Source organism: Paraburkholderia caballeronis, assembly GCF_900104845.1.
Taxonomy (GTDB): domain Bacteria; phylum Pseudomonadota; class Gammaproteobacteria; order Burkholderiales; family Burkholderiaceae; genus Paraburkholderia; species Paraburkholderia caballeronis.
This window is the reverse complement of record NZ_FNSR01000001.1, coordinates 116,089-139,875: the sequence shown is the minus strand read 5'-3', so window position 1 is coordinate 139,875 and position 23,787 is coordinate 116,089. Positions and strand designations below refer to the sequence as shown.

General features: G+C 60.5%; 11 protein-coding genes, 1 tRNA gene and 6 pseudogenes. 14 read left to right on the top strand and 4 right to left on the bottom strand.

The window, feature by feature from the left end; all coding sequences use genetic code 11:
• Positions 1-145 precede the first annotated feature (145 nt).
• From BLV92_RS00615 to BLV92_RS00590, 6 genes are all read left to right on the top strand, one after another.
• A complete protein-coding gene (locus tag BLV92_RS00615; protein ID WP_090541268.1) occupies positions 146-1,585 on the top strand; it encodes a mannose-1-phosphate guanylyltransferase/mannose-6-phosphate isomerase in 1,440 nt (479 codons plus the stop codon).
• 1,383 nt (positions 1,586-2,968) lie between these two features.
• A complete protein-coding gene (locus tag BLV92_RS00610) occupies positions 2,969-3,754 on the top strand; it encodes an SDR family NAD(P)-dependent oxidoreductase (RefSeq protein ID WP_090541265.1) in 786 nt (261 codons plus the stop codon).
• A gap of 1 nt (position 3,755) precedes the next feature.
• Positions 3,756-5,294 carry an LTA synthase family protein gene (locus BLV92_RS00605; protein WP_090541262.1) on the top strand — a complete coding sequence of 513 codons (1,539 nt, stop codon included), beginning with the start codon at positions 3,756-3,758 and terminating at the stop codon, positions 5,292-5,294.
• The gene (locus BLV92_RS00600) at positions 5,291-12,910 is read left to right on the top strand and encodes a type I polyketide synthase (RefSeq protein ID WP_090541259.1); all 7,620 of its coding nucleotides are present in this window, start codon (positions 5,291-5,293) and stop codon (positions 12,908-12,910) included. The genes BLV92_RS00605 and BLV92_RS00600 overlap by 4 nt, the downstream gene beginning before the upstream one ends.
• Before the next feature lie 341 nt (positions 12,911-13,251).
• Entirely contained in the window at positions 13,252-14,589 is a 1,338-nt protein-coding gene (locus BLV92_RS00595) for an aminotransferase class I/II-fold pyridoxal phosphate-dependent enzyme (protein ID WP_090541256.1), read from the top strand.
• 16 nt (positions 14,590-14,605) lie between these two features.
• The gene (locus BLV92_RS00590; RefSeq protein WP_090541253.1) at positions 14,606-15,298 is read left to right on the top strand and encodes a GNAT family protein; all 693 of its coding nucleotides are present in this window, start codon (positions 14,606-14,608) and stop codon (positions 15,296-15,298) included.
• Between the two features lie 44 nt (positions 15,299-15,342).
• On the opposite strand, the pseudogene BLV92_RS00585 reads toward BLV92_RS00590, so the two are convergent.
• Positions 15,343-15,555: pseudogene (locus BLV92_RS00585) on the bottom strand (IS110 family transposase); the annotation flags it as partial.
• A gap of 11 nt (positions 15,556-15,566) precedes the next feature.
• Between BLV92_RS00585 and BLV92_RS31940 the strand changes: the two are divergent.
• From BLV92_RS31940 to BLV92_RS00565, 5 genes and pseudogenes are all read left to right on the top strand, one after another.
• Positions 15,567-15,752, top strand: a pseudogene (locus BLV92_RS31940) (IS3 family transposase); the annotation flags it as partial.
• A 72-nt stretch (positions 15,753-15,824) separates the two neighbouring features.
• Positions 15,825-16,852: pseudogene (locus BLV92_RS00580) on the top strand (IS110 family RNA-guided transposase).
• Between the two features lie 258 nt (positions 16,853-17,110).
• Positions 17,111-17,507, top strand: a pseudogene (locus BLV92_RS32440) (transposase); the annotation flags it as partial.
• Positions 17,508-17,574: 67 nt separating this feature from the next.
• Complete coding sequence (locus tag BLV92_RS00570) at positions 17,575-18,951, top strand: IS30 family transposase (RefSeq protein ID WP_090541247.1); 1,377 nt, start codon at positions 17,575-17,577, stop codon at positions 18,949-18,951.
• Positions 18,950-19,246, top strand: a pseudogene (locus BLV92_RS00565) (integrase core domain-containing protein); the annotation flags it as partial. The gene BLV92_RS00570 and the pseudogene BLV92_RS00565, both read left to right, overlap by 2 nt.
• A 134-nt stretch (positions 19,247-19,380) precedes the next feature.
• Here the strand turns inward: BLV92_RS00565 and BLV92_RS00560 are convergent.
• A complete protein-coding gene (locus BLV92_RS00560) occupies positions 19,381-20,718 on the bottom strand; it encodes a CatB-related O-acetyltransferase (RefSeq protein ID WP_143040625.1) in 1,338 nt (445 codons plus the stop codon).
• Between the two features lie 294 nt (positions 20,719-21,012).
• On the opposite strand from BLV92_RS00560, the pseudogene BLV92_RS00555 reads away from it, so the two are divergent.
• Positions 21,013-21,126 (top strand): annotated as a pseudogene (locus tag BLV92_RS00555) (integrase core domain-containing protein); the annotation flags it as partial.
• Here BLV92_RS00555 and BLV92_RS31290 read toward each other — a convergent pair.
• Positions 21,123-22,070, bottom strand: a complete 948-nt coding sequence (locus tag BLV92_RS31290; protein WP_143040624.1) for a site-specific integrase — start codon at positions 22,068-22,070, stop codon at positions 21,123-21,125. The pseudogene BLV92_RS00555 and the gene BLV92_RS31290 overlap by 4 nt on opposite strands.
• Positions 22,071-22,102: 32 nt before the next feature.
• Positions 22,103-22,178: transfer RNA gene (locus tag BLV92_RS00550), tRNA-Lys, on the bottom strand.
• A 245-nt stretch (positions 22,179-22,423) separates the two neighbouring features.
• Between BLV92_RS00550 and BLV92_RS00545 the strand changes: the two genes are divergently transcribed.
• Positions 22,424-22,828 (top strand): PaaI family thioesterase, encoded by a 405-nt coding sequence (locus tag BLV92_RS00545; protein WP_090541239.1) that lies wholly within the window; start codon positions 22,424-22,426, stop codon positions 22,826-22,828.
• A gap of 32 nt (positions 22,829-22,860) precedes the next feature.
• Positions 22,861-23,727 carry a patatin-like phospholipase family protein gene (locus tag BLV92_RS00540; RefSeq protein ID WP_090541236.1) on the top strand — a complete coding sequence of 289 codons (867 nt, stop codon included), beginning with the start codon at positions 22,861-22,863 and terminating at the stop codon, positions 23,725-23,727.
• Positions 23,728-23,787 lie beyond the last annotated feature (60 nt).

Below are 23,787 nucleotides of genomic sequence, written 5' to 3'. Positions count from 1 at the left end.
CTGGCGCTAGCCGAATTTTTTGGCGAAACCATCCTGACTAACCGGAAACGATGATGTGATTGTTAAACCGACCTGATCGACTGCAGTCGATCAGGTCGGCACAGTGTCGTCATGATGACAACAAGTCCAGGCGTAAGGCCAGTCGATGCAGATTCATCCAGTGATTCTTTGCGGTGGCAGCGGCACTCGTCTTTGGCCGATGTCGCGTAGTGGTTATCCGAAGCAGTACCTGAAGCTTGCTGGTGAGCGGACCCTCGTTCAACAGGCGGTGCTGCGTGCGGCTCGAGTGGCGGGTGCGGTTTCGCCGCTGGTCGTCACAAGCGGCGAGCAGCGATTCATTGCTGCGGAGCAGATGAGGCAGATCGGCGTTGATCCGTCGGCAATCATTCTTGAGCCGGTTGGCCGTAACACTGCGCCAGCTATTGCTGTCGCAGCACTGCTCGCATCGCGAGAAAATCCCGATGCGTTGCTGCTCGTGTTGCCATCTGATCAGGTGGTGCTGAACGAACAGGCGTTCGCGGAGGTGGCCGAGCGGGCGGCGGGCGTTGCAGAGGGCGGCGCGCTGGTCACTTTCGGCGTCGAGGCGGTCGAGCCTAATATTGGCTACGGCTATATCCGCGCGGGTAAGGCCATCGCTGGGCACGCCGGTGCCTATGTCGTTGACGCGTTCGTCGAAAAACCTGACCGGGACACCGCGCGTTGTTTCGTCGAGGACGGAGGCTACTACTGGAATAGCGGGATGTTCATGCTGAATGCGATCGCATACCTGGACGAACTGCGCTACTTCGAACCATCCATCGTCGATCGGGCTGAGCGTGCGCTGCGGGGGGCGGCGCAAGATCACGATTTCATGTGGCTCGACGCTTCCGAATTTGCTGCTTGCGCCAACGTGTCGATCGACTACGCCGTGATGGAAAGGACGAAGCGGGCGGTGGTAGTCGAAGCGCCGGGTCTTGGCTGGAGGGACGTCGGCTCATGGAGCACGCTTGCGGCGATGGTTGACGTGGATGGCCAGCGTAACACGCTCCTCGGCGACGTAGTCGCAGAGGATGTGTCGAATGCCTATATCCGCGCCGAGCACCGGATGGTGGCGGCGCTTGGCGTCGACGACGTAGTGATCGTTGAGACGGTGGATGCCGTGCTGGTCGCGCATCGAGACAAAGTGCAGGATGTCAGGAAGATCGTCGAGAGGTTGAATGCGTCGGGCCGCCAGGAGGCGAGAGCGCATCGCCGGGTCGTGCGTCCTTGGGGATCTTATGAAACCATCGATAGTGGTGAGCGTTTCCAGGTCAAGCGCATCGTCGTGGAGCCGGGCGCGCAACTCAGTCTGCAGGTGCATCATCATCGGGCTGAACACTGGGTGGTGGTCAAAGGCACTGCGCGCGTCACAAACGGAGATCAGGAAACGATTCTGACGGAAAATCAGTCGACGTACGTTCCGCTTGGGGTCGTTCACCGGCTGGCGAACCCCGGCAAGATTCCGCTTGAACTGATCGAAGTGCAGTCGGGTGCGTACCTGGGAGAGGACGATATCGTCCGGTTCGACGATACGTACGGGCGAAGCGGCGCAAGGTTGGGCTCTTGACTAGAGTTTCTCCCTCGTTGTGCGGTTTGCCCGTTGTTCCTGGGGGACCCAATGGCTGGCGGGGAAAATAGCGTAGACGGTGGGGCTAGTATCGTGGGCGCCGTTTGTATTCTACGTGCCAGCTGATTGAAATCGGGAATAGACGGTTTAAGTTGCCCCATTTCCCCGCACACGAGGCAATTTGATTGCGGCACTATGATCCGCGAGGGCTTTCCCTATTTCACTCTGGCGGCTGGGCAGTCGCCGACGCGATGCGCAGTCTGGCGTGAGTGGGGGAGGGGCGGAAACCCTGCTGCCGGAGCGGGTTGGCCGAAGGTGAATTGAGTTCGCCGGGTATCCCGCAGGGCGGACTTGCTATGTCGACGGAATCGGGCTGGTCGGACGCGAGGTGGGGACGCCGCGCAGCACCTTCACTTCGGACAGCACCGGGAAAAGAACCCGCCATGGTATGTCGCTGGCAATCCCGTGTATGGTGTGGTTCGAGCATGTCCTACGGAACCGTCACCCACGAGCGCTGGGGGATTTCGGTGCCGAAGCACCAACGTCACGATAAGGCTAGAGCTGTCGGGTGATATTCAAGACGGAGCTGCGATACGAGATGTTCTCCGAACCGACCAAGAATACACGAATTCGGTCGGCTACGCGGCGCACACGTGCAACATATTGGTGATATCTGGTGGCTCTATAATCGACCGCCGCAGTTTGATGACTTTGCCGAGCCAGCGCAAGCTTGCTTTGCCGTGCTGCATGGGGGGCTAACCGAAATATGCTGGAACGGATCGATGAGGGGGCAATTCGACGGTAGTCGTTTGTTGTCTCCGGTGGGCTGGCAGCCTCGCGTTGTGTCCATCTGGCGATGCCAATACAATATGCAGAGGTAAATTGGGTTGAAAAATAACGATTCGTCGCAGGATTCAGATGCTTGGGGCCAATAGCAATTGGTCTTTGGCAGCGAAGGCAAATCAACTGATTCAACTGTAGTCGAAATACGACGGTCTTCACTATTTTGGCGAAGACCGGCATATCCATTTTCTTGCGGGCTGGCGATAAAGCCGCGCGAGCGGGGGCAGGCAGTGGGGTACGGAAAATCCGGCGGTGCAAGGCGCATAGGCCGTGATTGCGCGTGGACTTTCGCGCAGCGAGCGAGCAGGGCTGGCCGCAGGAATTCGACTGATATCGGCCGGGAACCCGCACACGATTTCGTGGTGTGTCCGATTGCGCCGTGCCGGTTTCATTCCTTATGTTGTTCCTGCTCCGGGCTGGTGAGTGGCTTTGCGGTTTCATCGCGTACGATTCGACGTTTGACGCCGGATAGCGCTTTCCGTGCTGATGTCCTTATTCCGATGCCGGTGGCCGATACGGTCCAGCATATCGAGGTAACGCATGGTTAGCATGGTGCCGCGCCATGTCGTCATTACCGGTGCGAGCGCGGGACTTGGCAGGGCACTCGCACTGGCATATGCGGCGGACGGTGTCGTGCTCGGGTTGATGGGGCGTGACGCCGAGCGGCTCGAAGCCTGTGCGGACGCATGTCGTAGCCAGGGAGCAGACGTCATCACAGGTCAGATGGATGTCCGGGACGCTCGCGCGATGCAGGCATGGTTATGGGCGTTCGATGATGCGCATCCGATCGATCTGCTGATCGCGAACGCGGGTGCTGCGAGCACGCTCAAATCAGCGCAAGACTGGGAAGAACTTGATCGCACCGTCACGGTTGTTGACACGAATTTCTACGGTGCAATGCATGCCGTTTTGCCTGTGGTGGTTCGCATGCGATTGCGCCGCCGAGGCCAGGTCGCGCTAATAAGCTCGCTTGCGGCATTGCGCGGCATGGCGATCTCGCCGGCATATTGCGCCAGCAAGGCGGCGCTTAAAGCCTATGGTGAATCTGTGCGTCCGGTGCTCGCGCGTGATGGCATCGGGGTATCGATCGTCATGCCCGGTTTTGTTAAAACCGCGATGAGTGCCGTGTTTCCCGGTGACAAGCCGTGTTTATGGTCCGCTGACCGGGCCGCGTCGCATATCCGTCGCAAGCTTGCCTTGCGCCGGGCGGAAATCGCGTTTCCAGGCCTGTTGGCGATCGGCATGCGGGTGCTCTCGCTGCTTCCGGCCACGCTAGCCGACGCCATCCTTGACAAGCTGTCTTATCTGCCGCGCGAGGAGTGCTAGCGTGGTGAGCGTTCTCATTCTTTGCGTCGTGCTTGCCGTGGTCCTGTCGCTCGGCGTCGACGCGCTGGCCGCGCCGCGTGCGCCGCTGCGCCGCGCGCCAGCTGCGTTCGCGCTGCACGTTGCAAGCGTTGTGTTCGTTGGCAGTGTCGTTTTGCTGATTACCGCGCGGCCGCTGTTTTCCGTAGGCATTGTCGTCGCACTGGTGGGTCTTGTTGCTGCGGTCAGTAACGCTAAGTACGAGTCGCTGCGTGAGCCGTTCGTGTTCACGGATCTTAGTCTTTTCAGTCAGCTATTTACGCACCCGCGGTTGTACCTGCCGTTCCTGAGCGTCGGTAAGGTCGCGGCGATTGCTGTGGGGGGAGTGGTGCTCGTCGGGGGGTTCCTCGCTGACAGGCCCGCCGTCCATCGTCCTGGAGCGGCTGCGGCCGTCGCGGCCTGCATGTGTCTGGTCGCTGGCTATCTGATCGCCGCGCAGTTGACGCTTACGCTGGACCCAAAGCAAGATCAGAAGCGCCACGGCTTCTTTACCACGTTCGTCGCATATCTGCTGAATGGCCTGCGTCCGCGCACGTTGCATGCGTTCGAGCATGCAACGCAGTCCGGTCCGTATTCGTCAGGCGGAGTGCCGGTTCGTCGTCCTGATGTGGTTGTGATCCAGAGCGAATCGTTCTTCGACGTCCGGCGCCTCGGCACCGCGATCGGGGCGTCGGTTCTCGTCAATTTCGACGCGGCTCGGCGGGAGTCGTTTGCCCATGGCGAACTGGCAGTGCCGGCTTGGGGGGCGAACACGATGCGCACAGAGTTTGCGATGCTGACCGGCTTGCAGCCGCAGAAACTTGGCTATGCGCGCTTCTATCCGTATGCATTCGTTCGGCGCACATGCGCTTCGCTTGCAGGTTGGTTCCGACGTATTGGCTATTCGACGCTGGCTATTCACCCGTATCATGCGGACTTCTTCGGTCGCGACCGAGTGTTTCCGCTGCTCCAGTTCGACAGATTTCTCGATCTCGCGCACTTCACCGATGCTCCGCGTGCGGGACCTTATGTGGCGGACGCCGCGGTCGGGCATGCCATCGTCGAGGCGCTCGATGCGCCGCGTGATCAGCCGGTATTCTTATTCGCGATGACGATGGAAAATCACGGTCCGCTGCATCTGGAGACCGTGAGCGAGGGTGAATCGGCGTCGGTGCATGCACTTGGAGAGGATCCCAGATGGCGCGACCTCACGGTCTATCTCCGTCACGTCGCGAACGCCGATATCATGATTGGCAGACTGATCGAGTATCTGCGCGCCCGTCGGCGCGATACGGTACTCTGCTTTTACGGCGATCACGTGCCGGCGCTGCCGCACGTATTCGACGGGCTGGGCGCGGAGCCTGCCAGCAGCGACTATTTTATTTGGCGTAACTTCGGCGATGGAGCCGCTGGGCGGCGCGACTTGCAGGTCGAGGACCTGGGTGCCGCATTGCTTCAGGCAATCGATGCCGGACCGATAAAAGGAATCCCGGCGGACGCACAGCAAAACATGATGAAAAGATGAACAAGAAGATTGCGATAGTGGGGATGGCATGCCGCTTTCCTGGTGGGGTCACGGGAGCGGAGGAATTCTGGCGTCTGCTGCGCGACGAGCGTGACGCGGTCACCGAAGTGCCGGCCGATCGATTCGGCACGGAGTTCTACCGGCATCCGTCGAAGCGAGAGCCGGGCAAGAGCTATACGTTTGCGGCAGGCGTGCTGGACGATGTGGCGGGCTTCGATGCGACGTTCTTTGGTATTTCGCCGCGCGAGGCGGCGCAGATGGATCCGCAGCAACGTCTGTTGCTGGAGCTTGCATGGGAAGCGTTCGAGGACGCCGGTGTGCGTCCCCGCGATATGCGGGGACGCCATTGCGCGGTATACGTTGGAGTGGCCAGTCCGGACTACGGCAATCGCAGCATGGACGACCTCAACTCGGTCGACCCGTACTCGGCGACCGGCAATACGCTGAGCATCGCGTCGAACCGGCTGTCATATCTCTTCGATTTGCGCGGGCCCAGCATGTCTGTTGACACAGCATGCTCGTCGTCGCTCGTCGCGTTGCACCAGGCGGTGCTGGCGTTACAGTCGGGAGAGGCGGAATGCGCGCTCGCGGGCGGGGTCAACCTGTTGACGCATCCGTTCGGCTTCGTGTCTTTTTCGAAGGCCTCAATGCTTTCGCCACGCGGGCGCTGCCGGGCGTTCGACGCTTCCGGTGATGGCTACGTTCGTGCAGAAGGCGGCGCGCTAGTGCTGTTAAAGCCGCTGGAGCGCGCGCTCGCCGATGGCGACACGATCCATGCGGTAATCGCCGGTTCCGGCGTAAACTCAGACGGATACTCGCAAGGCGGTATCAGCGTGCCTGGCGCAGCCACGCAAGCGGCGCTGCTGCGCAGCGTATATGAACGCGCGGGGGTTGCGCCCCAATCGCTCGCGTATCTTGAGGCGCACGGCACAGGCACGGCCGTCGGCGATCCGATCGAGGCGCGGGCGTTGATCGACGTCGTCGCGCGCGGACGCGAAGCCGACGATCCGTTGCTAATTGGTTCGGTGAAAACCAATATCGGCCATCTGGAAACTGCATCTGGGATGGCGGGCCTGATCAAGGCGGTGCTGTGTCTCAAGCATCGCGCGGTGCCGCGGTCATTGCACTTCGAATATCCTAATCCGAACATCGATTTCCATGGTGGGCGACTGCGTGTCGTCGACCGCTTCACGCCGTTGACGGTAAGCGGCAAGCCGCTTACCGTCGGTGTGAATTCATTCGGTTTCGGCGGCACCAATGCGCATGTCGTGCTAATCGAAGCTCCTGCGGAAGCATCCCCGGTCAAGGCGTCCGGCGCAGACAGCATGAACAGGTCGTTGGCGCCGCTCGTGATAAGTGCGCGGGTACCACGGGCGCTTAATATTCTCGCGGGACAGTATCTGCGCCTGCTCGATGATGGTGCATCATGGCATGCGCTTGCCGCAGGCGCCGCGCGTCGGCGGCAGTGGTTCGAACATCGGGCGATCGTGGCACCGATGAATTCCGAGGAAGCACGTGCGGCGCTGGCGGCGCTCGCAACGCCGACCGATGAGCCGCTGCCTGCGGCGGTCGTGCAGGGCGAAGCGGCCGAAGACGGCGCACGCGTGGCGCTGGTGTTCTCCGGAAACGGATCGCAGTGGGCAGGCATGGGTAAGCAGTTGATCGCCAGCGATGCGGTGTTTCGTGCCGCGCTCGTGGAGGTCGATACACTGTGGTGCGCTGACGGAAGCGCGCCGCTTGTCGATATGCTGATTACCGGCATCGATGATGCGCAACTTGCCGCGACCGAGTACGCGCAACCGGTTCTCTTCGCCATTCAGGTAGGGATTGTCCGCGCGATCGAAGCGCGCGGCGTCGCTTTCGATGCATGCGTGGGCCATAGCGTTGGCGAGGTGGCCGCAGCATGGGCTGCCGGCGCCTTGACACTTTCCGAAGCCGTGCATGTGATCAAGATTCGTAGTCGGGCGCAGGCTCAGACCCGGGGGACTGGGCGCATGGCGGCGGCCGGTGTGGGCGAAACTGCCGCGAGCGAACTCATCACACAACTCGGCCTGGCAGGAGCCGTCGAGGTGGCGGGTTCGAACAGCCCGCAGTCGGTTACGTTGGCCGGATCGTTTGATGGTCTGCAGGTGGTGGGTTCGCACCTGCGTGACAGTGGTCGCTTCTTCCAGATGCTGGAGCTCGACTATGCGTTCCATAGCAGCCGTATGGATGGTATCGAGGCAACGGTGCGCGAAAAGCTTGCTGACATCGTGCCGCGGCACGGTGACCGCCTGTTCGTGTCCACGGTGACTGGTGCGCCATTGAGCGGTACAGCGCTAGACGCGGGCTACTGGTGGTGGAATATTCGCAAGCCCGTTCGTTTTGGCGACGCCGTTGCTCAACTGGTTCGCGATGGCGTGCGCGTTTTCGTCGAAGTCGGGCCGCATTCGATCCTGCGTACATATGTGAAGCAGACGCTCGAATCGCTTGGCGTTGCTGGCCATACGCTGCCGACGCTCAAGCGTCATCAGGACAGCGCCTCGATGTTGCACCATGCGATCGTAGCGGTGGTCGCGAATGGAGCACGAGTCGATCCAGACCGATTCGCGCCTGACGCGCCGCGTGTCGCATTGCCCTCGTATCCGTGGCAGCGTGAGCGTTATTGGCTCGAACCAAGTGCCGAGGCATACAACCTCGTCAATCGTCGCCGTGAGCATCCGCTGCTCGGCTATCGTTTGCATGAGCATGCGTTCGGGTGGGAAAACCAACTGGATCCAATCGGTCTGCCGTTGCTGGCGGACCATGTGGTCGACGGCGCCGCTGCATTTCCTGGGGCTGGCTATGTCGAAATGGCGCTTGCGGCCGCCCGCGTGTTTTTGGGTACGCAGACCTGTGCGCTTGAGAACGTCGAGATCCGCTCGCCCGTCGTTTTTCAGTCACAGCACGCAAAACTGTTTCGGCTGATGATCGATCCGCGCACAGCCGCGTTCACGATTGAGACGCGCGATCGCATGAGCGCCGAACCTTGGGCACTCAACGTGACGGGGCGCATGCTCGCGAGTGGAAGTACGCTTGACGCATCATGCGAGGTACCCGCCGCGACGCTCTCCCAGCTACTCGCCCAGCCAGCCCTGAATGGCGATGACCTGTACGCGAGTACCGCGGCAATCGGCTTGGCGTACGGTCCGGCCTTCCGCTGGATCAGTTCGGTGCGCGTTGCAGGCGACGAGGCGCTGGCGGACGTCACTCAGCCGCAAGGGTTGACGGACACGACCGGCAGCGGTGCGTGGCTATTGCATCCGGCATTGATGGACAGCGGGTTCCATCCGCTTTTTGCGTTGCTGTCGTCGCCCGATTCGCCGTCGGTCGGTGATCACGCCGCCTACGTGCCGGTGCAACTCGGCCGTATTGATTTCCTGCGTGGCGATACGGTACATCGGGTGCTTGCGCGTATTGAGCGACGCAATCCGCATTCGGTGACGGCATCGTTCGAGTTTATCGATGCGTGCGGGAAGATCGTCGCGCGTCTTGCTGCATGTCGATTCCGCCGGATCGATCTGCTCGGACGACGGCTGACGCCGCCAGCCCGCTACGCCTATGTGCTCGATGCGAAGCCGCTCCCGGACGGGTTCGATGCGACGGCGTTACCGTCGCCCGCGCAGCTGGTTGAGGCCGCTGCGACTACCTTGGCGACACGGGAAGATCCGGCGAGGCGCGAAGGGCACTTGACCGAGATACTGCCGCTCATCGACGTGCTGGCAAGCGCGTACGCGTTGCGCGCGCTCGATGCAATCGATGCATTCTCCTGGTTGGCGTTGCCTCGAGGCGAGCACGCGGAGCTTGTTTCGCGTCTGGCAGGAATGGTGGTGGAGGATGGTTTCGCGACTTGGGATGGGACTCGGCTCGTACGCGACATGGCGGCCTGCGATGCGATGCCGGGACCGGACGAGTTGTGGCGTGCACTGCTTGCGCAGTCGCCCGCACACGTGGCGGAGCTGACGCTGATGGCCCATTGCGGCGCCGCGTTGCCGGCTGTGTTGCGCGGTGAGCTTGAGGCCCGAGAGGTTATCTCGCTGGCGAGCGGTAGTCTCGTCGAGCATTTCTTTGAGGCGTCGCCAACGTGGGCGCACGTTCTCTCCATGATGGCGGTGGGCGTGGAGCAGGCGGTGGACGGGTGGGGCGAGTCGCGCCGGCTCCGTGTGCTGGAAGTTCCAACTTCCAACGGAGACATATTGCGCCCGCTTGACGTGCGGCTACCCGTGGCGCGCTGTGATCATGCGATTGCATGTACGCCGCAGCAGCAAAGCGGATTCGATATCGATTCGCTCGCGACCGTGCGTACGGTCGTGCTGGAGTCGGGCGAACGTCTGAAGCTCGATGCCGATGACGGCGCACCATACGACATGGTCCTGGCCAATCGGGTGCTCGCGGGCCGCGACGATGCGCTTGCTGCACTATCGGCCATGCGCGGGTGGCTCGCCCCGGGCGGCCTGATCGTGATTGCCGAAGGGCGTGGCAGCCGGTTTGCCGACATCGTGTTTGGCCTGCAATCTGCCGCGTCGTCGGAGGCCGGGGCGAGGGTGCCCCTGACGCCGCCGGAAGTGATGCGGCTGCTGGAGCAGGCGGGCTTCGAAAATGCGGTGCGCTACGTGGAGCGAGGTCTCGAACTGGAAGGCGCACCTCTTTTCATCGTGGCGCGAGTGCCCGCGGCGGACGGACGGCCGCAGCGCGGAGTCCCCGCCCCCGCGCTGGTCGCTGCCCGGCGCGAGGAGCGGTGGCTCTTGCTGCCGGCGTTGGGCGATCAGGCTGATGGTGCCGAGCTTGCCTCGGTGCTGCGACAGGCGGGTTGCGACGTGTCGAGCGCCACTCCGCAGGACGCGCCGCGTCTCGTCGCTGCAAGGTCTTCAGGCGTGAAGCATCGGCTCGTGTTCATCGCGCCGGACCACGCGTTGCCGGCTGACGTGGACGGCGCTGTTGTCATGTCGAGCCAGCACGACACATCGATCGCTTTGGCGCGGCTGGTGCGGGAACTCGGCATTGCGGCCCCGACGGCGGCGTTGCAACTGGTGATTGTGACGTACGGGGGCGCGCCATACCCTGGCGTGACGCGTAGTGATGCTGCGCTGCGCCCTGAGCAGGCCACCCTCTGGGGACTAGGGCGGGTGCTGGCCAACGAGCATCCTGAGCTGGGTTGCCGTCTCATTGATGTGCATCCGGCATGTCCAGAGCGCTTTGCCGCTCTGGCGCACGAGCTCCTCGCCAGTGACGGCGAAGAAGATGTGCTGCTCTCGTCTCAAGGCCGTTTTGTCCCCCGCATGCTGACCGTAGCCGAGGCGCTGGCCCGCGCGCCGGAGGGTGCCGGCGCGTTGCCTCCAGCGTCGATGCTTGCATTTGCAGCACCGGGGTCGCTGCGCAACCTTGAATGGTTTGCGCTACCCGAACGCGAACTCGGGCCGGACGAAATCGAGATCGAGCCTGTTGCGACTGGACTGAACTTCCGCGACGTGATGTACGCCATGGGGTTGTTGTCCGACGAGGCGGTGGAGTCCGGCTTTGCGGGGGCGACAATCGGGATGGAACTGTCGGGGCGGGTCGTTCGGACCGGGAGAGACGTCAGCGGTTTCGTTCCAGGTGATGCAGTCTTGGGTTTCGCGCCCGCGTCATTCGCGACGCGCGTGCGGACGTGCGTCGCGGCGATCGCTCACAAGCCGGGGCGGTTGACGTTTGAAGAGGCTGCGACGATCCCCACCACGTTTTTTACGGCCTATTACGCCCTGTTCGAACTCGCCCGGTTGCGTCACGGGGAGCGGGTGCTCGTTCACGGCGGGGCTGGAGGTGTGGGCATTGCCGCAATCCAGTTGGCGCGCCATTTCGGCGCGGAAGTATTCGCAACGGCTGGCAGCCGGGAAAAGCGTGAATTCGTGCGGTTGCTGGGAGCCGATCATGTGCTTGACTCGCGCAGCCTGGCCTTCGCTGACGACATCCGTGCGCTTACAGGCGGCACAGGCGTCGATGTCGTGGTCAACTCGCTGGCCGGCGAAGCGATGGTACGCAGCATCGATACGCTGCGGCCATTCGGCCGATTTATCGAATTGGGTAAGCGCGACTTCTACGAGAACAGTTTCATCGGGCTTAGGCCGTTCCGCAACAACATCAGCTATTTCGGCATTGATGCCGACCAGTTGATGGGGGCGCTGCCGGAACTGACAGCACGGCTCTTTGGCGAGGTGATGCAACTGTTCGAGAGCGGAGTGCTGCATCCACTACCGTATCGTGCATTTCCAGCGGCGCGTGTCGAAGAGGCTTTCCGTTACATGCAGCAGGCGCGCCAGATCGGCAAGGTGCTGGTTACCTATCAAGCCGGTATCCCCGCGCCTTCGCACGACACGCTTTTGCGTGCCGAATGGAGGCTCGATCCGTTGGGGACCTATCTGGTCGTCGGCGGAACGGGCGGGCTAGGATTCGCGACGACGCGCAGGTTCGTGGAGCGAGGCGCCATGCACCTGACACTCGCAAGCCGCGGCGGCAGTTTGCCTGAAGCGATGCAAGCCGAGGTCGGGCGCTGGCGCGAAGAGCGTGGCGTCCGGGTCGACGTGGTGACGTGCGATGTGACTGATGCAGCCGCTGTCGGGCGTTTGATCGGTGGAATAGAGGCGCGTGGCATGCCGCTAAAAGGGATCGTGCACTCGGCGATGCAGATCGACGATAGTCTGGTGCGGAACCTCGATGACGATCGTTTTGCTGCTGTGCTTGCACCAAAGGTCGCTGGTGCATGGAATCTGCATCGGGCGACGCGCGGGTGTGCGCTGGATTTTTTTGTTGTCTACTCTTCGGCCACGACCTTTCTCGGAAATCCCGGGCAGGCGAGTTATGTGGCCGCGAACAGCTTCCTTGAGGCTCTCGTCGAACAGCGTCGTGCGGCTGGCCTCCCGGGAACCTTCATGGCGTGGGGGCCGCTTGATGATGTTGGCTTTCTCGCCCGTCATGCGCAAACACGCGAGGCGTTGCAGGCGCGAATCGGGGGGGCATCGATCACGTCCGCTGAGGCGCTCGCCGCACTCGAACGCGTATTGCTGGACGGCCGCGCCGGCGAAGCGGTGGTACGTCTCGACTGGCAGGCCATTGCGCGTGGAATGCCTGCGGCGGGGGCGCGTCGCTACGTATCGCTGCGGACACGAAACATAAGCGAGCCGTTGCGTGACAGCGGTGTTCAGTTGCGTGGGCAGATTCGCTCGCTGCGATACGACCAGGCGGTGCAACTGGTCGAAGAAACGCTGCAGGCGCAGATTGCGCGAATCCTGCATATGCCGCCGGATCGAATCGAACTCGAAAAATCGGTGAGCGACATGGGTATGGATTCCCTGATGGGAATGGAACTGGGGATGGCTGTTGAGGAAACGTTCGAGGTCAAGCTTTCCGTGATGGCGATCGCCGAGGGCGCTACTGTGCGTTCGCTCGCCGCACGGATCACGGGGACGATCGTCGGCGCAGACGATGGCGGACTGCTGCAATCCGATGTTGCGCAGGAACAGATGGCGATGCTTGCGGCTCAACATGCAGTGGACGGGGAGGCGCGCGCGTTAATTGACGCTGGATCTGCACATGCGGTTGTGCTGTCGGAAGCACTCGAATGAACGCTTTGGCCGGTTGGCTGGCTAGGGGGGCTGTATTTCCCGCGCGTGTGTCGGATGACTGTGGGAGGAATATCGATCGCGCGCGACCGTCGCCGTATACGGTGTCGGCTATCGAAAACCGGCGAGAGTAACAGCCAGTCGGATTTTTCCAGCATGGGGTATTCGATACTGGGAAATCCTGTATCTGTTGGCGCTTTAATGCTGGCTTGCGTGTTTGCTTTGTACCTTGCAGCCACGATATGGAATTCCTGGTTTATCGAGAAGCCGGGATATATGGGATGGTGGGCTGGGCTTGCGGCATAGGGCTGCGTCGGCGCTTGCAAAAACCGAAGAGATCAAAGATGGGACTAGGCGATCAGATTCGCCAGCAGCTTGCTGCGAAGGCATTAAAACGGCAGCTTGAGCGTGTTTCGGACGAAGCGGCGACCCCGTTCGTTCCTTCCCGCACGGGCTTGCCGGGGGCGGGCGACGCGATGTTTGACGCGCGCAGTCGCTTCGAGGCGATGCCCCAGTATCAGCAGGTGAAGATCATTCAGCAGATGGGCGAAACGCTGCGCGTGCAGTCGCCGTTCTTCCGGGTGCATGATGGTATCGCTGGCTCGACTACGCAGATTGGCGGACGCGAGTATCTGAACTATGCAAACTACAATTATCTGGGCTTGGCGGGTGATCCCGACGTAGCGGCGAGCGCGAAAAGCGCGATTGACCGTTACGGCACCTCTACATCTGCGAGCAGGATCGTGGCCGGCGAGCGGCCAGTGCAGCGCGAGCTTGAGCGCGAACTCGCATCGCTATACGAGGTCGATGACTGCCTCGTGTTCGTAAGCGGCCACGCAACCAACGTAACCGTAATCGGGTTTCTATTGGGTCCCGGCGATCTGATTGTCCACGATGCGCTGGCGCACAACAGCATCCTGCAGGGCGCACAGTTGAGCGGAGCAAAGCGCCTGAGCTTTCCACACAACGACTGGCGGGCGCTCGATGAACTGCTGGAACGCGTTCGACGCGATTACCGTCGCGTGCTGATTGCGATCGAGGGGTTGTATAGCATGGACGGCGACGCACCCGAACTTGCGCGTTTCGTTGAAATTCGCAACCGACACGACGCGTTCCTTATGGTGGACGAGGCACATTCGCTCGGGGTGCTTGGCGAGACCGGGAAGGGCATTCGCGAACGCTGCGGCGTTGCATCCAGCGATGTCGACCTGTGGATGGGTACGCTGAGCAAGACGCTTGCTGGTTGTGGTGGGTTTATCGCCGGCTGCCAGCCGCTGATCGATATGCTACGACATCTTGCCCCCGGCTTTCTTTACAGTGTGGGCCTTGCGCCGTCGCTTGCAGCTGCATCGCTTGCTGCGCTCAGGCGTATGCAGGCGGAGCCGTGGCGCGTCGCAATGTTGCGCGAGCGCGGTCATCAATTTGTCGAGGAGGCGCGAGCGGCCGGATTCGACACGGGAAAAAGTGAAGGCTATGCCATAGTGCCGGTCATCACCGGCAGTTCGCTCAAAGCCGCGCAGTGGGCGAACGCGCTGTTCGATGAAGGTATCAACGTACAGCCGATCTTCTATCCGGCTGTGGAGGAGCGCGCGGCACGTTTGCGGTTCTTCATCTGCTCAACTCACACGCAGCAGCAGATCAGTGACACTGTCTTGGCGCTTATCCGCGTCAAAGCTCGTTAGGCCTCTGGGAGGGTGAATGCTTGATGCGATGCGAAGCGACCAGGCCTCCACTGGGGAAAGCCAGAAGCTGGTTTTTCGGCCCGCGGTTGCATCCGATGCTGCCACATGTGCCTCGCTCATTTTCGCGTCAGGAGCACGTGAATTTGGCTTTTTTCTCGGGATGCCAGCGGCCGAATGCATTGAATTTCTGCGCTTTGCATTTGTACAGACGTTCGGACGCTTTTCCTGGCGACGTCATTGGGTTGCGGTGGCCGACGACGGGACTGTCTGCGCAGTGCTTGCCGTGCTCGACGGGCGCACACTATTGTTCGACGATCTGCATATTGCATGGCTGCTAGTGCGGTACCTGGGAGTGACGTCGCGTACGCTGCAAGCTTTGAGCAGGGGCGTTACGCTGGAGGGCGAATTGCCGAAACCGCGGCGCCATCAAACGCTGATTGCGCACTGCGCAACTAATGAGCATTTACGCGCTACCGGGATTTTTAGTGCGTTGTTCAGGAACGTGCTTCGGCCGAAATTGCTCGATGTTGTCGACGGACGTCAACTCATTCTCGACGTACTTGTGAGCAATACGCGTGCTCAAGCGTTATACCGGCGATTAGGGTTCGCTGACACGTCCCGGAGTCGCGACCGGTCACCGCGCTTGCCATCAGAACTGGCGTCGATTCGTATGGTGCTCGACCTACGTCGTGGGGATGGCGAAAGGTGACCATCGAAAAAGCTTGTCGTTCGGTGCAGAAATAACCATATCCCCCAGCGCGTGCCGGTATAGGAATGTCCGTGACGAAGCAGGAACGATTTGAGCCTCTGCCTCACCCGACGTTGGTCGTTCACGGCATCTTCGCGTGCGCGAACCAGATCGCGGATGGCTTCGTCCTGCGGTTCGGGAACCACAACCGGTACAAGGTCCCCAGCACGGTGAAGTCTGGCAAGCGGCAAGGCGTCGCGACGGTCAGTCTTGATCCTCATCATGTCTTAAGCGGCGCGCTCACCAAGGCGGGATTGCTGAGCGCAAAGCGATGATTGACTGTGGTCATGCGTTGCCTGTTTCGCAGCAGGTCCGGCTTGTTGGTATCGCGAGATCGAGCGCGTATTACCGGGCGCGGCCCGTCAACGAGGTCGATCAACGGCTGATGCGCCGGATCGACGAACTGCATCTGGAGTAATGAGATGGTCACCCCCACCCTACGAGCGGGTTACGCTTTGTAGGGTGTTTTCATTTTCGGGAGGTCATCATGCAAAGCGTCACGCTGGTTGTGATCGATCTGGGCAAGCATGCGTTCCATCACCATGGTCAGGATCAGCACGGCAAAGCCGTATTTCGCAAGAAAGTGAGCCGCAAGCAGTTGATCGAGTTCCTGGCCACGTTTCACACCTGTACGGTGGTCATGGAAGCTTGCGCCGGAGCGCACTGTATGGCGCGCAAGCTGGCTAGCTTCGGCCACCAGGTCAAGCTGATCTCACCGCAGTTCGTGCGGCCCTTCGTCAAGAGTAACAAAAACGACTTCGTGGACGCCGAAGCGATCTGCGAGGCGGCATCCCGCCCCGTCATGCGATTCGTGACGCCAAAGACAAAATCGCAGCAGACGCTATCGGCCCTGCATAGGGTGCGCGAATCGCTGATTCGTGATCGCACCAAGACCACCAACCAGATGCAGGGCTTCCTGCTCGAGTTCGGTATCAGCCTACCGATCGGTCAAGCCGTTATCACCCGCTTGCCGGCGGTACTGGCCGAGCACGCTGAACTACCCCCGCCCCTGATCGCGATTCTCGAACGGCTCCATGCCCATTTCAAATATCTCAGCGAACAGATCATCGAGCTCGACAAAGAAATGGCCCGGCAGCTCGCCGACGACGATCTCGGCCAGTGTCTGCTCTCAATTCCCGGCGTCGGCCCCGTCACGGCAAGCGTGCTCGCCGCCGAGATGGGCGATGCCGCGCAGTACGGCTGCAGCCGGGATTTTGCGGCTTCGCTTGGGCTGGTTCCCCGCCAGTACAGCACGGGTGGGCGAACCAACCTGCTGGGGATCAGTAAGCAAGGCGACAAGAATATCCGACGTTTGTTGGTGCAATGCGCCAGAGCCTACATGCAGCGACTCGACCGGCAGAGCGGCCGCCTAGCCGAGTGGGTGCGGGTCATGCTGACCCGCCGACATTCGAACGTAGTGGCCTGTGCATGGCGAACAAACTGGCGCGAACAGCCTGGGCGCTCGCTGCGCATCGCATGACCTTTGATGCGGCAGCAGGTACTATGGCGGCTTGAACACCGACGACCCACACGATTTACCGGAGTACCCCCACCAGGTTTTGCGATCGCTGAAATTTGATGATGTGAACGGTACACCGGCCTGACGGAAAACCCGAAAACGGAAATGGCTCTTGAAGCCGATGGAGTTTTAGGACCGTCAGGCGCGATTCTCATCGTGGCACGGGGAGCTATCCCTACAACGACGCCGGATAGATTTAGGCAAGCCAACCACACCGTCAAAAATCAAGGTTGCAAAAACGGGGGTGACCATAGTTTCCGTTTGCCGGTGCACGGATGCTGGCGCGACTGTTGCGCCGGGAAGGCCACGAGGTCGGCCGCCGCCGCGTGCGCACGCTCATGAAGCGCATGGGCGTGGAGGCGCTGTACTGCAAGCCGGGCACGAGTCGACGCCACGCGCAGCACAAGGTCTGGCCGTATCTGCTGCGGCATGAAGATCGAGCGGGCACCAGGCCTGGGCACTCGACACGACCTACGTTCCCATGGCACGCGGATTCGTGTATCTGACGGCGGTGGTGGACTGGGCCAGCCGCAAGTCCTCGCGCACCGCGTGGCGATCACGTTGGAGGCCGTGCATGCCGTTGAAGCGCTGGAAGAAGCGTTCGCCCGCTATGGAAACCCCGACATCGTGAACACCGATCAGGGCAGCCAGGGCGGATTCAACCGGTCGTCGCAACACCTTAATCGAGGAGGTGTTTATGGGGCGACCAGCGGGGTGGATGCAGAAGTTGACAGGGCGAGGAGCGATGCGATCGCCGGGTGCGCCGTCGCATCGGCGTGAGATTGAGCGGCGATTCTGGAAGCAAATCGCAACAGGCATTACAAGCGAGAAGGCTGCAGAGGCGGTTGGCGTGTCGCAGGCAGTAGGCACTCGCTGGTTTCGTCATAATGGTGGCATGCCACTTTCCATGTCGAGCCCGGTATCCGGAAGGTACTTGTCGTTTGCGGAGCGACAAGAGATTGGGCTACTTTCGTTCCAGGGCGTTGGGATACGCGAGATTGCTCGCCGTATCGGACGCAGCCCATCAACGGTCTCCCGGGAACTGACCCGTAACGCTGCAACTGGTCGCGGCCGGCTTGAGTATCGAGCTTCGGTTGCGCAGTGGAAAGCGGAAATGGTTGCCAAACGACCCAAACCTTCGAAACTGGTGACTAACCCACGGCTGCACCACTACGTGCAAGACCGTCTGGAGGGCAAGGTTCGCGCCGCAGATGGCCGTGAGATTTCCGGGCCGCGTCCAGCGCCGTTCATAGGGAGAAACAAACCGCATCGCGGTGATCGTAAATGGGTCAATGGCTGGTCACCCGAACAGATTTCCAACCGGTTGCAGATCGACTTCCCGGATGACGAATCCATGCGCATCTCTCACGAGGCCATTTATCAGGCTCTCTATATCCAGGGCCGAGGTGCTCTCAAGCGCGAGCTGGTCAGCTGTCTGCGCACTGGGCGGGCGTTGCGCGTGCCAAGGGCCAGGGCACAAGCCAAGGCATGGGCGCACGTTAGCGAGGATGTAATGATCTCCAGCCGCCCTGCGGAGGCAGAAGATCGTGCTGTGCCGGGGCATTGGGAAGGTGACCTGATCATCGGCCTGAACCGCTCCGCGATCGGTACGCTGGTCGAGCGCGCAAGCCGATTCACCATGCTTGTCCACCTGCCTCGCGAGGAAGGCTATGGGTTGATTCCCAGGACAAAGAATGGTCCTGCGCTGGCTGGCTACGGAGCTATCACGATGGCCAATGCACTCAAGAAGACCGTGGCTGACATGCCTGCCCAACTGTGGAGGTCATTGACCTGGGATCGTGGCAAGGAACTATCCGATCACGCCCGCTTCACGGTCGAGTCCGGCGTGAAGGTATTCTTCGCCGACCCGCACAGTCCATGGCAGCGTGGCACAAACGAGAATACGAACGGCCTTCTACGGCAATACTTTCCAAAGGGCACAGACTTATCCCGTTGGAGTGCTCGAGAGATCCAGGCTGTCGCCACTGCACTGAATACCAGGCCCCGGAAGACGCTTGGCTGGAAGACACCGGCCGAAGCTCTGGACGAGCACCTAAAATCTGTTCAACAATCTCGTGTTGCGACGACCGGTTGAATCCGCCCAGTTCACGGCGGGCGCGTTCACCCAGGCCGTGCTGAGCCGGGGCGTGCGGCTGTCGATGGACGGCAAAGGGGCCTGGCGCGACAACGTGTTCGTCGAACGGGTGTGGCGCAGCATCAAGTACGAAGAGATTTATTTGAGAGCCTACGAGTCGGTCAACCACGCCCGGCGTTCCATTGGCCAATGCATTGAGCTGTACAACCGCAAACGTCCCCATTCGAGCCTAGCGGATCAGACGCCCGATGAGGGATACTTCCCGACGCTGCCAGCGATCAAATCGGCAGCATGATCGCCCCGGACGTTCCTATTAAAAATCTCGGGACCCTGTCCGAACAAGCGGCGCCATCTCTCTCAGGCCCCGGCCGCTCCACTTATCCCGCTGTCCGATTTTGCGCGGCCACCTCTGTCCGCTGTGAGCGGATGCTATTGTGATCTCGTTGTGTTGATTAGCTTAGGCTTTGATATGGCGAGGGACAATATTCTTGAGTCTTTTGAGTTCGCATATTGTAGCGATGGCCTGCGCGAGATGGGGCAAAACAGATCAAGTCGCACAACGCGCTTGCCAGTGTTCGAATGAAACGGTATTTCAAATCTGACTCGATGGCGACCAAGAGAATCCTGCCCGGCGAGTATTTTAGTTAATTTATATCCGGAGACGCTAACTTCGAATTTATCGATTGCTTCAGTGCTAACATGGAAATTGACTAGGAACTCTATTGCGCTGGTATCTTCTGTGACATCGATTTCTGTCCATGCTTGATATGCAAAAAAGCGCATTAATGCGCCGTCGCGAGGATCGAGCTCTGCGCGATGCCAATTGGTGCAAGACTCTGGGACAGGAAAGCGGTCGTTCAGCGCTTCTCTTTCCTTTTCGAAAATTAGCGCTTTTGACAGGCTGTCCGGTACCGGCTCGCCAAGCTCGTCGAGTTTTGATATAAGGCGTTCTGCAAATGGACGATTATCCGGCTGGAATTTGCTGATCTTGCCAGAATCTATTAGATTCTGCAGATGATCTACAAATTTTTCAGGTTCGGGATAGGGTAGGTTGTAAAAATCGGTAAATGAATAGTCCCACCACTCCAACCCAAGTAATTTTGCAATCAAATTATCGGGGAAGCGATAGCGGATGATTCGGGCTGGAACGCCAGCGACGATTGCATATGGCGGGACATCATGGGTTACCACTGAATTTGCGCCGATAACGGATCCTGTGCCGATATTGATATTTCGGCCCAGCAGTACATTGTCTCCAATCCATACGTCATGCCCAATTTGGGCCGGTGCGTCGTACGTCTTATATGGAAAGACATTGAACTCGGTGTATTTTTCCTTGTTCAGATCTTCTAGTGCCTGGCGATAGAACTCTATGTCGCAAAAATTGAAGTGACTCGTCGATAGAAATTCAAGTGGATGTTTGGCTGAAAAATTCTTGATGCTGGATGCGATGGAACAGTAACGACCAATTCTTTGGAGTGGGTCGAGCTCGCTATGGGCGTATGAAAACGCCCCTGCGCTGAATAATTTTTGGCCGACGCAGAATCCAACGTACGGTTCAATACGTGCTTTGCTGTCAAAACTAATTGTTTGATCAATTGAGAAGCGACGTCCGTTTCCCCGGTGAGTAGAGTAGATTCTGAGGTCCTGAAGGGCATTCAGAATCGTGCTGGTTAGTTTTATATTTATGAGCATGGATTTTATAGGTGTTTGACAGATGTAGTTACACGTCGCGATCACTGGCGAGTGAACCAGGCGGATTGCCACCGTAGTGGGAGTCCGCGCTTCACGTTGTCTCAGTCCCGCAGTTTCGTTAAAGACCACTGCGGAATTGTTACCGAGCCACTGATGCTTCCTGTTCGATGGCGGCCGCGCTTCTCAATTCTTTCATTTTGCTAACTCGGGAATGAAATCCCGGGGTGGGTGGCGACTAACCGCTTGCCCGCAGATTCGCCTCGATCGGATCATATCTGAACAGCTAGGAAATTGGCATCCTGCGTGCTCGGCGTAAAAAACTCTAACAAAATGAGAGTTGGGGGCTGTTAACCCGCCGCAGGTCACCTGGAGCAGGTTCGCAAAGCGGCGGCCGACTGGATGTGGACTTACAATCACGAGCGCCCGAATATGGCATTGGGCGGTTTTACACCGAAGCAGCGGCTGCTCATGGCCGCTTAGTTTCTACTTCTGCCTGCCGTGGAAAACGGGGCATTACCAGGCGAGCGTCGGCACCTTCCGATATGGCGGCCAGATTGCGGAAGACATTGACTGCACGTGTCGATAGCGGCAGCACCGGCGGAACGCCCTTGTTGTCCGCGCCACGTGCTCCTACGGGGATGCGGATCACTCGGGTCAAGATCAATCCATTCCCATCGCAGGCTGAATAGCGCCCCTTGACGCAGGCTTGTCTCGATTGCCAGCTCGAAGGCTGGAGCTATCCACCGATTGCGACTGGACGACAATAGGGCGATGAGCTTCTCAAACTCGCCCGGCCGCAAACGCCTGTCGCGTGCTCGACTGCCCGACGGCTTGCGGATATTGTCGAGCGGGTTCGGAAGTCCCTCCATGCCCCATTCCTTGCGCTCTATCTCGAAAAAATGGCGGATGAGTTGAAGCTCTAGGCGGATCGTATTCTCAGCCCGACCAGCCGCGCGTCGATTATCTCGATACCTGGCAAAGTCAGTGCCTCGGAGGTTGGCGAGGGTCCTATACGACAGGTCGTTAACCAGCCATCTGGCGATGCGCCGTTGCTCCTGGTAGGGATGGCGTTTTTCGGGAACGATCTCTTGACGGTAGCGTTTCAGCGCCTCGGCTAATGTCGTGCGTTCGGCTTCCGTGCGATCCACGAACGACCCGGCGTCCATTTCGCCTTCAACGCGGCGCGCCCATTTTTGAGCTTGCTGCTTCGTGTCGAACGTGTGATAGACCGGTTTGTACCCGCGCCGACGGACTTCTGCGCGCCAGAACTCCCCGCGCTGACTGATGTATGCCATTCCAGACTCCATGCGAAAGATTGAGATCGCTTGGTCTGGATTTTTCCGTTCCGGCAGATTTCCGGCAAAGGCCAGTTTTTGACGCCTCGCGCCCGACCGATGGACGAAAAAAAGCACCGACGCTTTCACGTAAGTGCTTGATTTTCAACTACAGAATTCGGTGGTGGGGCGTGAGTGACTCGAACACTCGACCTACGGATTAAGAGTCCGCTGCTCTACCAACTGAGCTAACGCCCCCAACAGAAGCGAAATTATGCAAGAATTTTTGTGGTTTGCCAAGCCTTTTCTTCGTGTGCAGATGAAAAATCCTGTGGTCCGTTCGCCTCGTAACCAGCAGCGGGGACCGCAGCCGCAACCCGGAATCCCAACCCCACGCGCCCGCCCGGTATCATGTCTCCACCCGAAACCCGCGCTGCCAAAGCCACCGCGCCCGCACCGCGCAGCCCGTTTCGGCCCAGAACGAAAGGCAAACGACAAAACCGATGGACGAGAAGGCAATCGACGCGCTGCTTGAGCGCGTATTGGCGCCGTGGGTGCGCGCGCTCGCGCTCAAGGCAGTCGAAGTGACCGAAGACAGCGCGACGCTGCGCCTGCCGTTCTCCGACGAATTGCGACATGCGGGCGGCGTGATCTGCGGCCAGGTGTTCATGGCCGCCGCGGACACCGCAATGGTCGTCGCGATCTCGTCGGCGCTCGGCGGCTTCCGGCCGATGACCACGGTTTCCCTGAACACCAGTTTCATGCGCGCGGTCCGCAACGGCGACGTGCTCGTCACCGCGCGCGTGCTCCGAAAGGGCCGCAATCTCGTGTTCGGCGAAGTCGAACTGCTCGACGACCAAGGCCGGCTGGCCGCCCACGCGACCACCACCTACGCGCTGCTCGACTGAGCCGCGCGATCGTTTCGAAGGACGCACAACGCATGTTCGATCAGGTCGTATTCGCGGGCGGCGGCAATCGCTGCTGGTGGCAGGCTGGTTTCTGGAACGTCGTGCAGCCGGCGCTCGACATCTCGCCGCGGATCATCACCGGCATCTCGGCGGGCGCCGCCACGGCCTGCATGCTGTACACGCGCGACGCCGCGTGGGTGATGCGCTATTACGAGGACGCGCTGCGGCACAACACACGCAACGCGTACTGGGGCAATCTGCTGCGCGGCGAATCGGTGTTTCCGCACTACCGGATCTACCGGCAGGCACTGCTCGACATCTACGGCGAGCCGTTCGGCCAGCTTGCGAACGCGCCCGAGATCCGTATCGGCGTGTCGCATCTGCCGCGCTGGCTCGGCGCGCGCAGCGCGGTGGCGGCGGGGCTGATCGCGTACAACATCGAGAAGTACGTGCGCAAGACGCTGCATCCGACGCTTGGCCGCAAGCTCGGTTTTCATCCGGAATTCGTCGTCGCGCAGGCGTGCGCGAATGTCGGGGAACTGGCCGACCTGATCCTGCAGTCGTCGTGTACGCCGCCGTTCACGCCGGTGCTGCGCCGCAACGGGCGGCCGGTGCTCGACGGCGGCATGGTCGACAACGTGCCGGTCGGCGCGCTCGATCCGTCGCCGGGCCGCGTGCTCGTGATGGTCACGCGGCTCTATCCGCGTCCGCAGACCTTCGTCGTCGCGCACGGCGAGCAGCAGCGCATTTATGTGCAGCCGTCGGTCAAGGTGCCGATTTCGAGCTGGGACTACACGAGTCCGTCGCAGATGCGGCACGCATACGATCTCGGCCGCGCGGACGGCGAGCAGTTTCTCGCGAGACTGCCCACGCTATTGCACACCGCGGAGCCCGCATGACGAGGAGCGCCGGACACGTCGATCCGGCGCGCCAGGCGCGAAAAACAGCAGCGCGAGTGC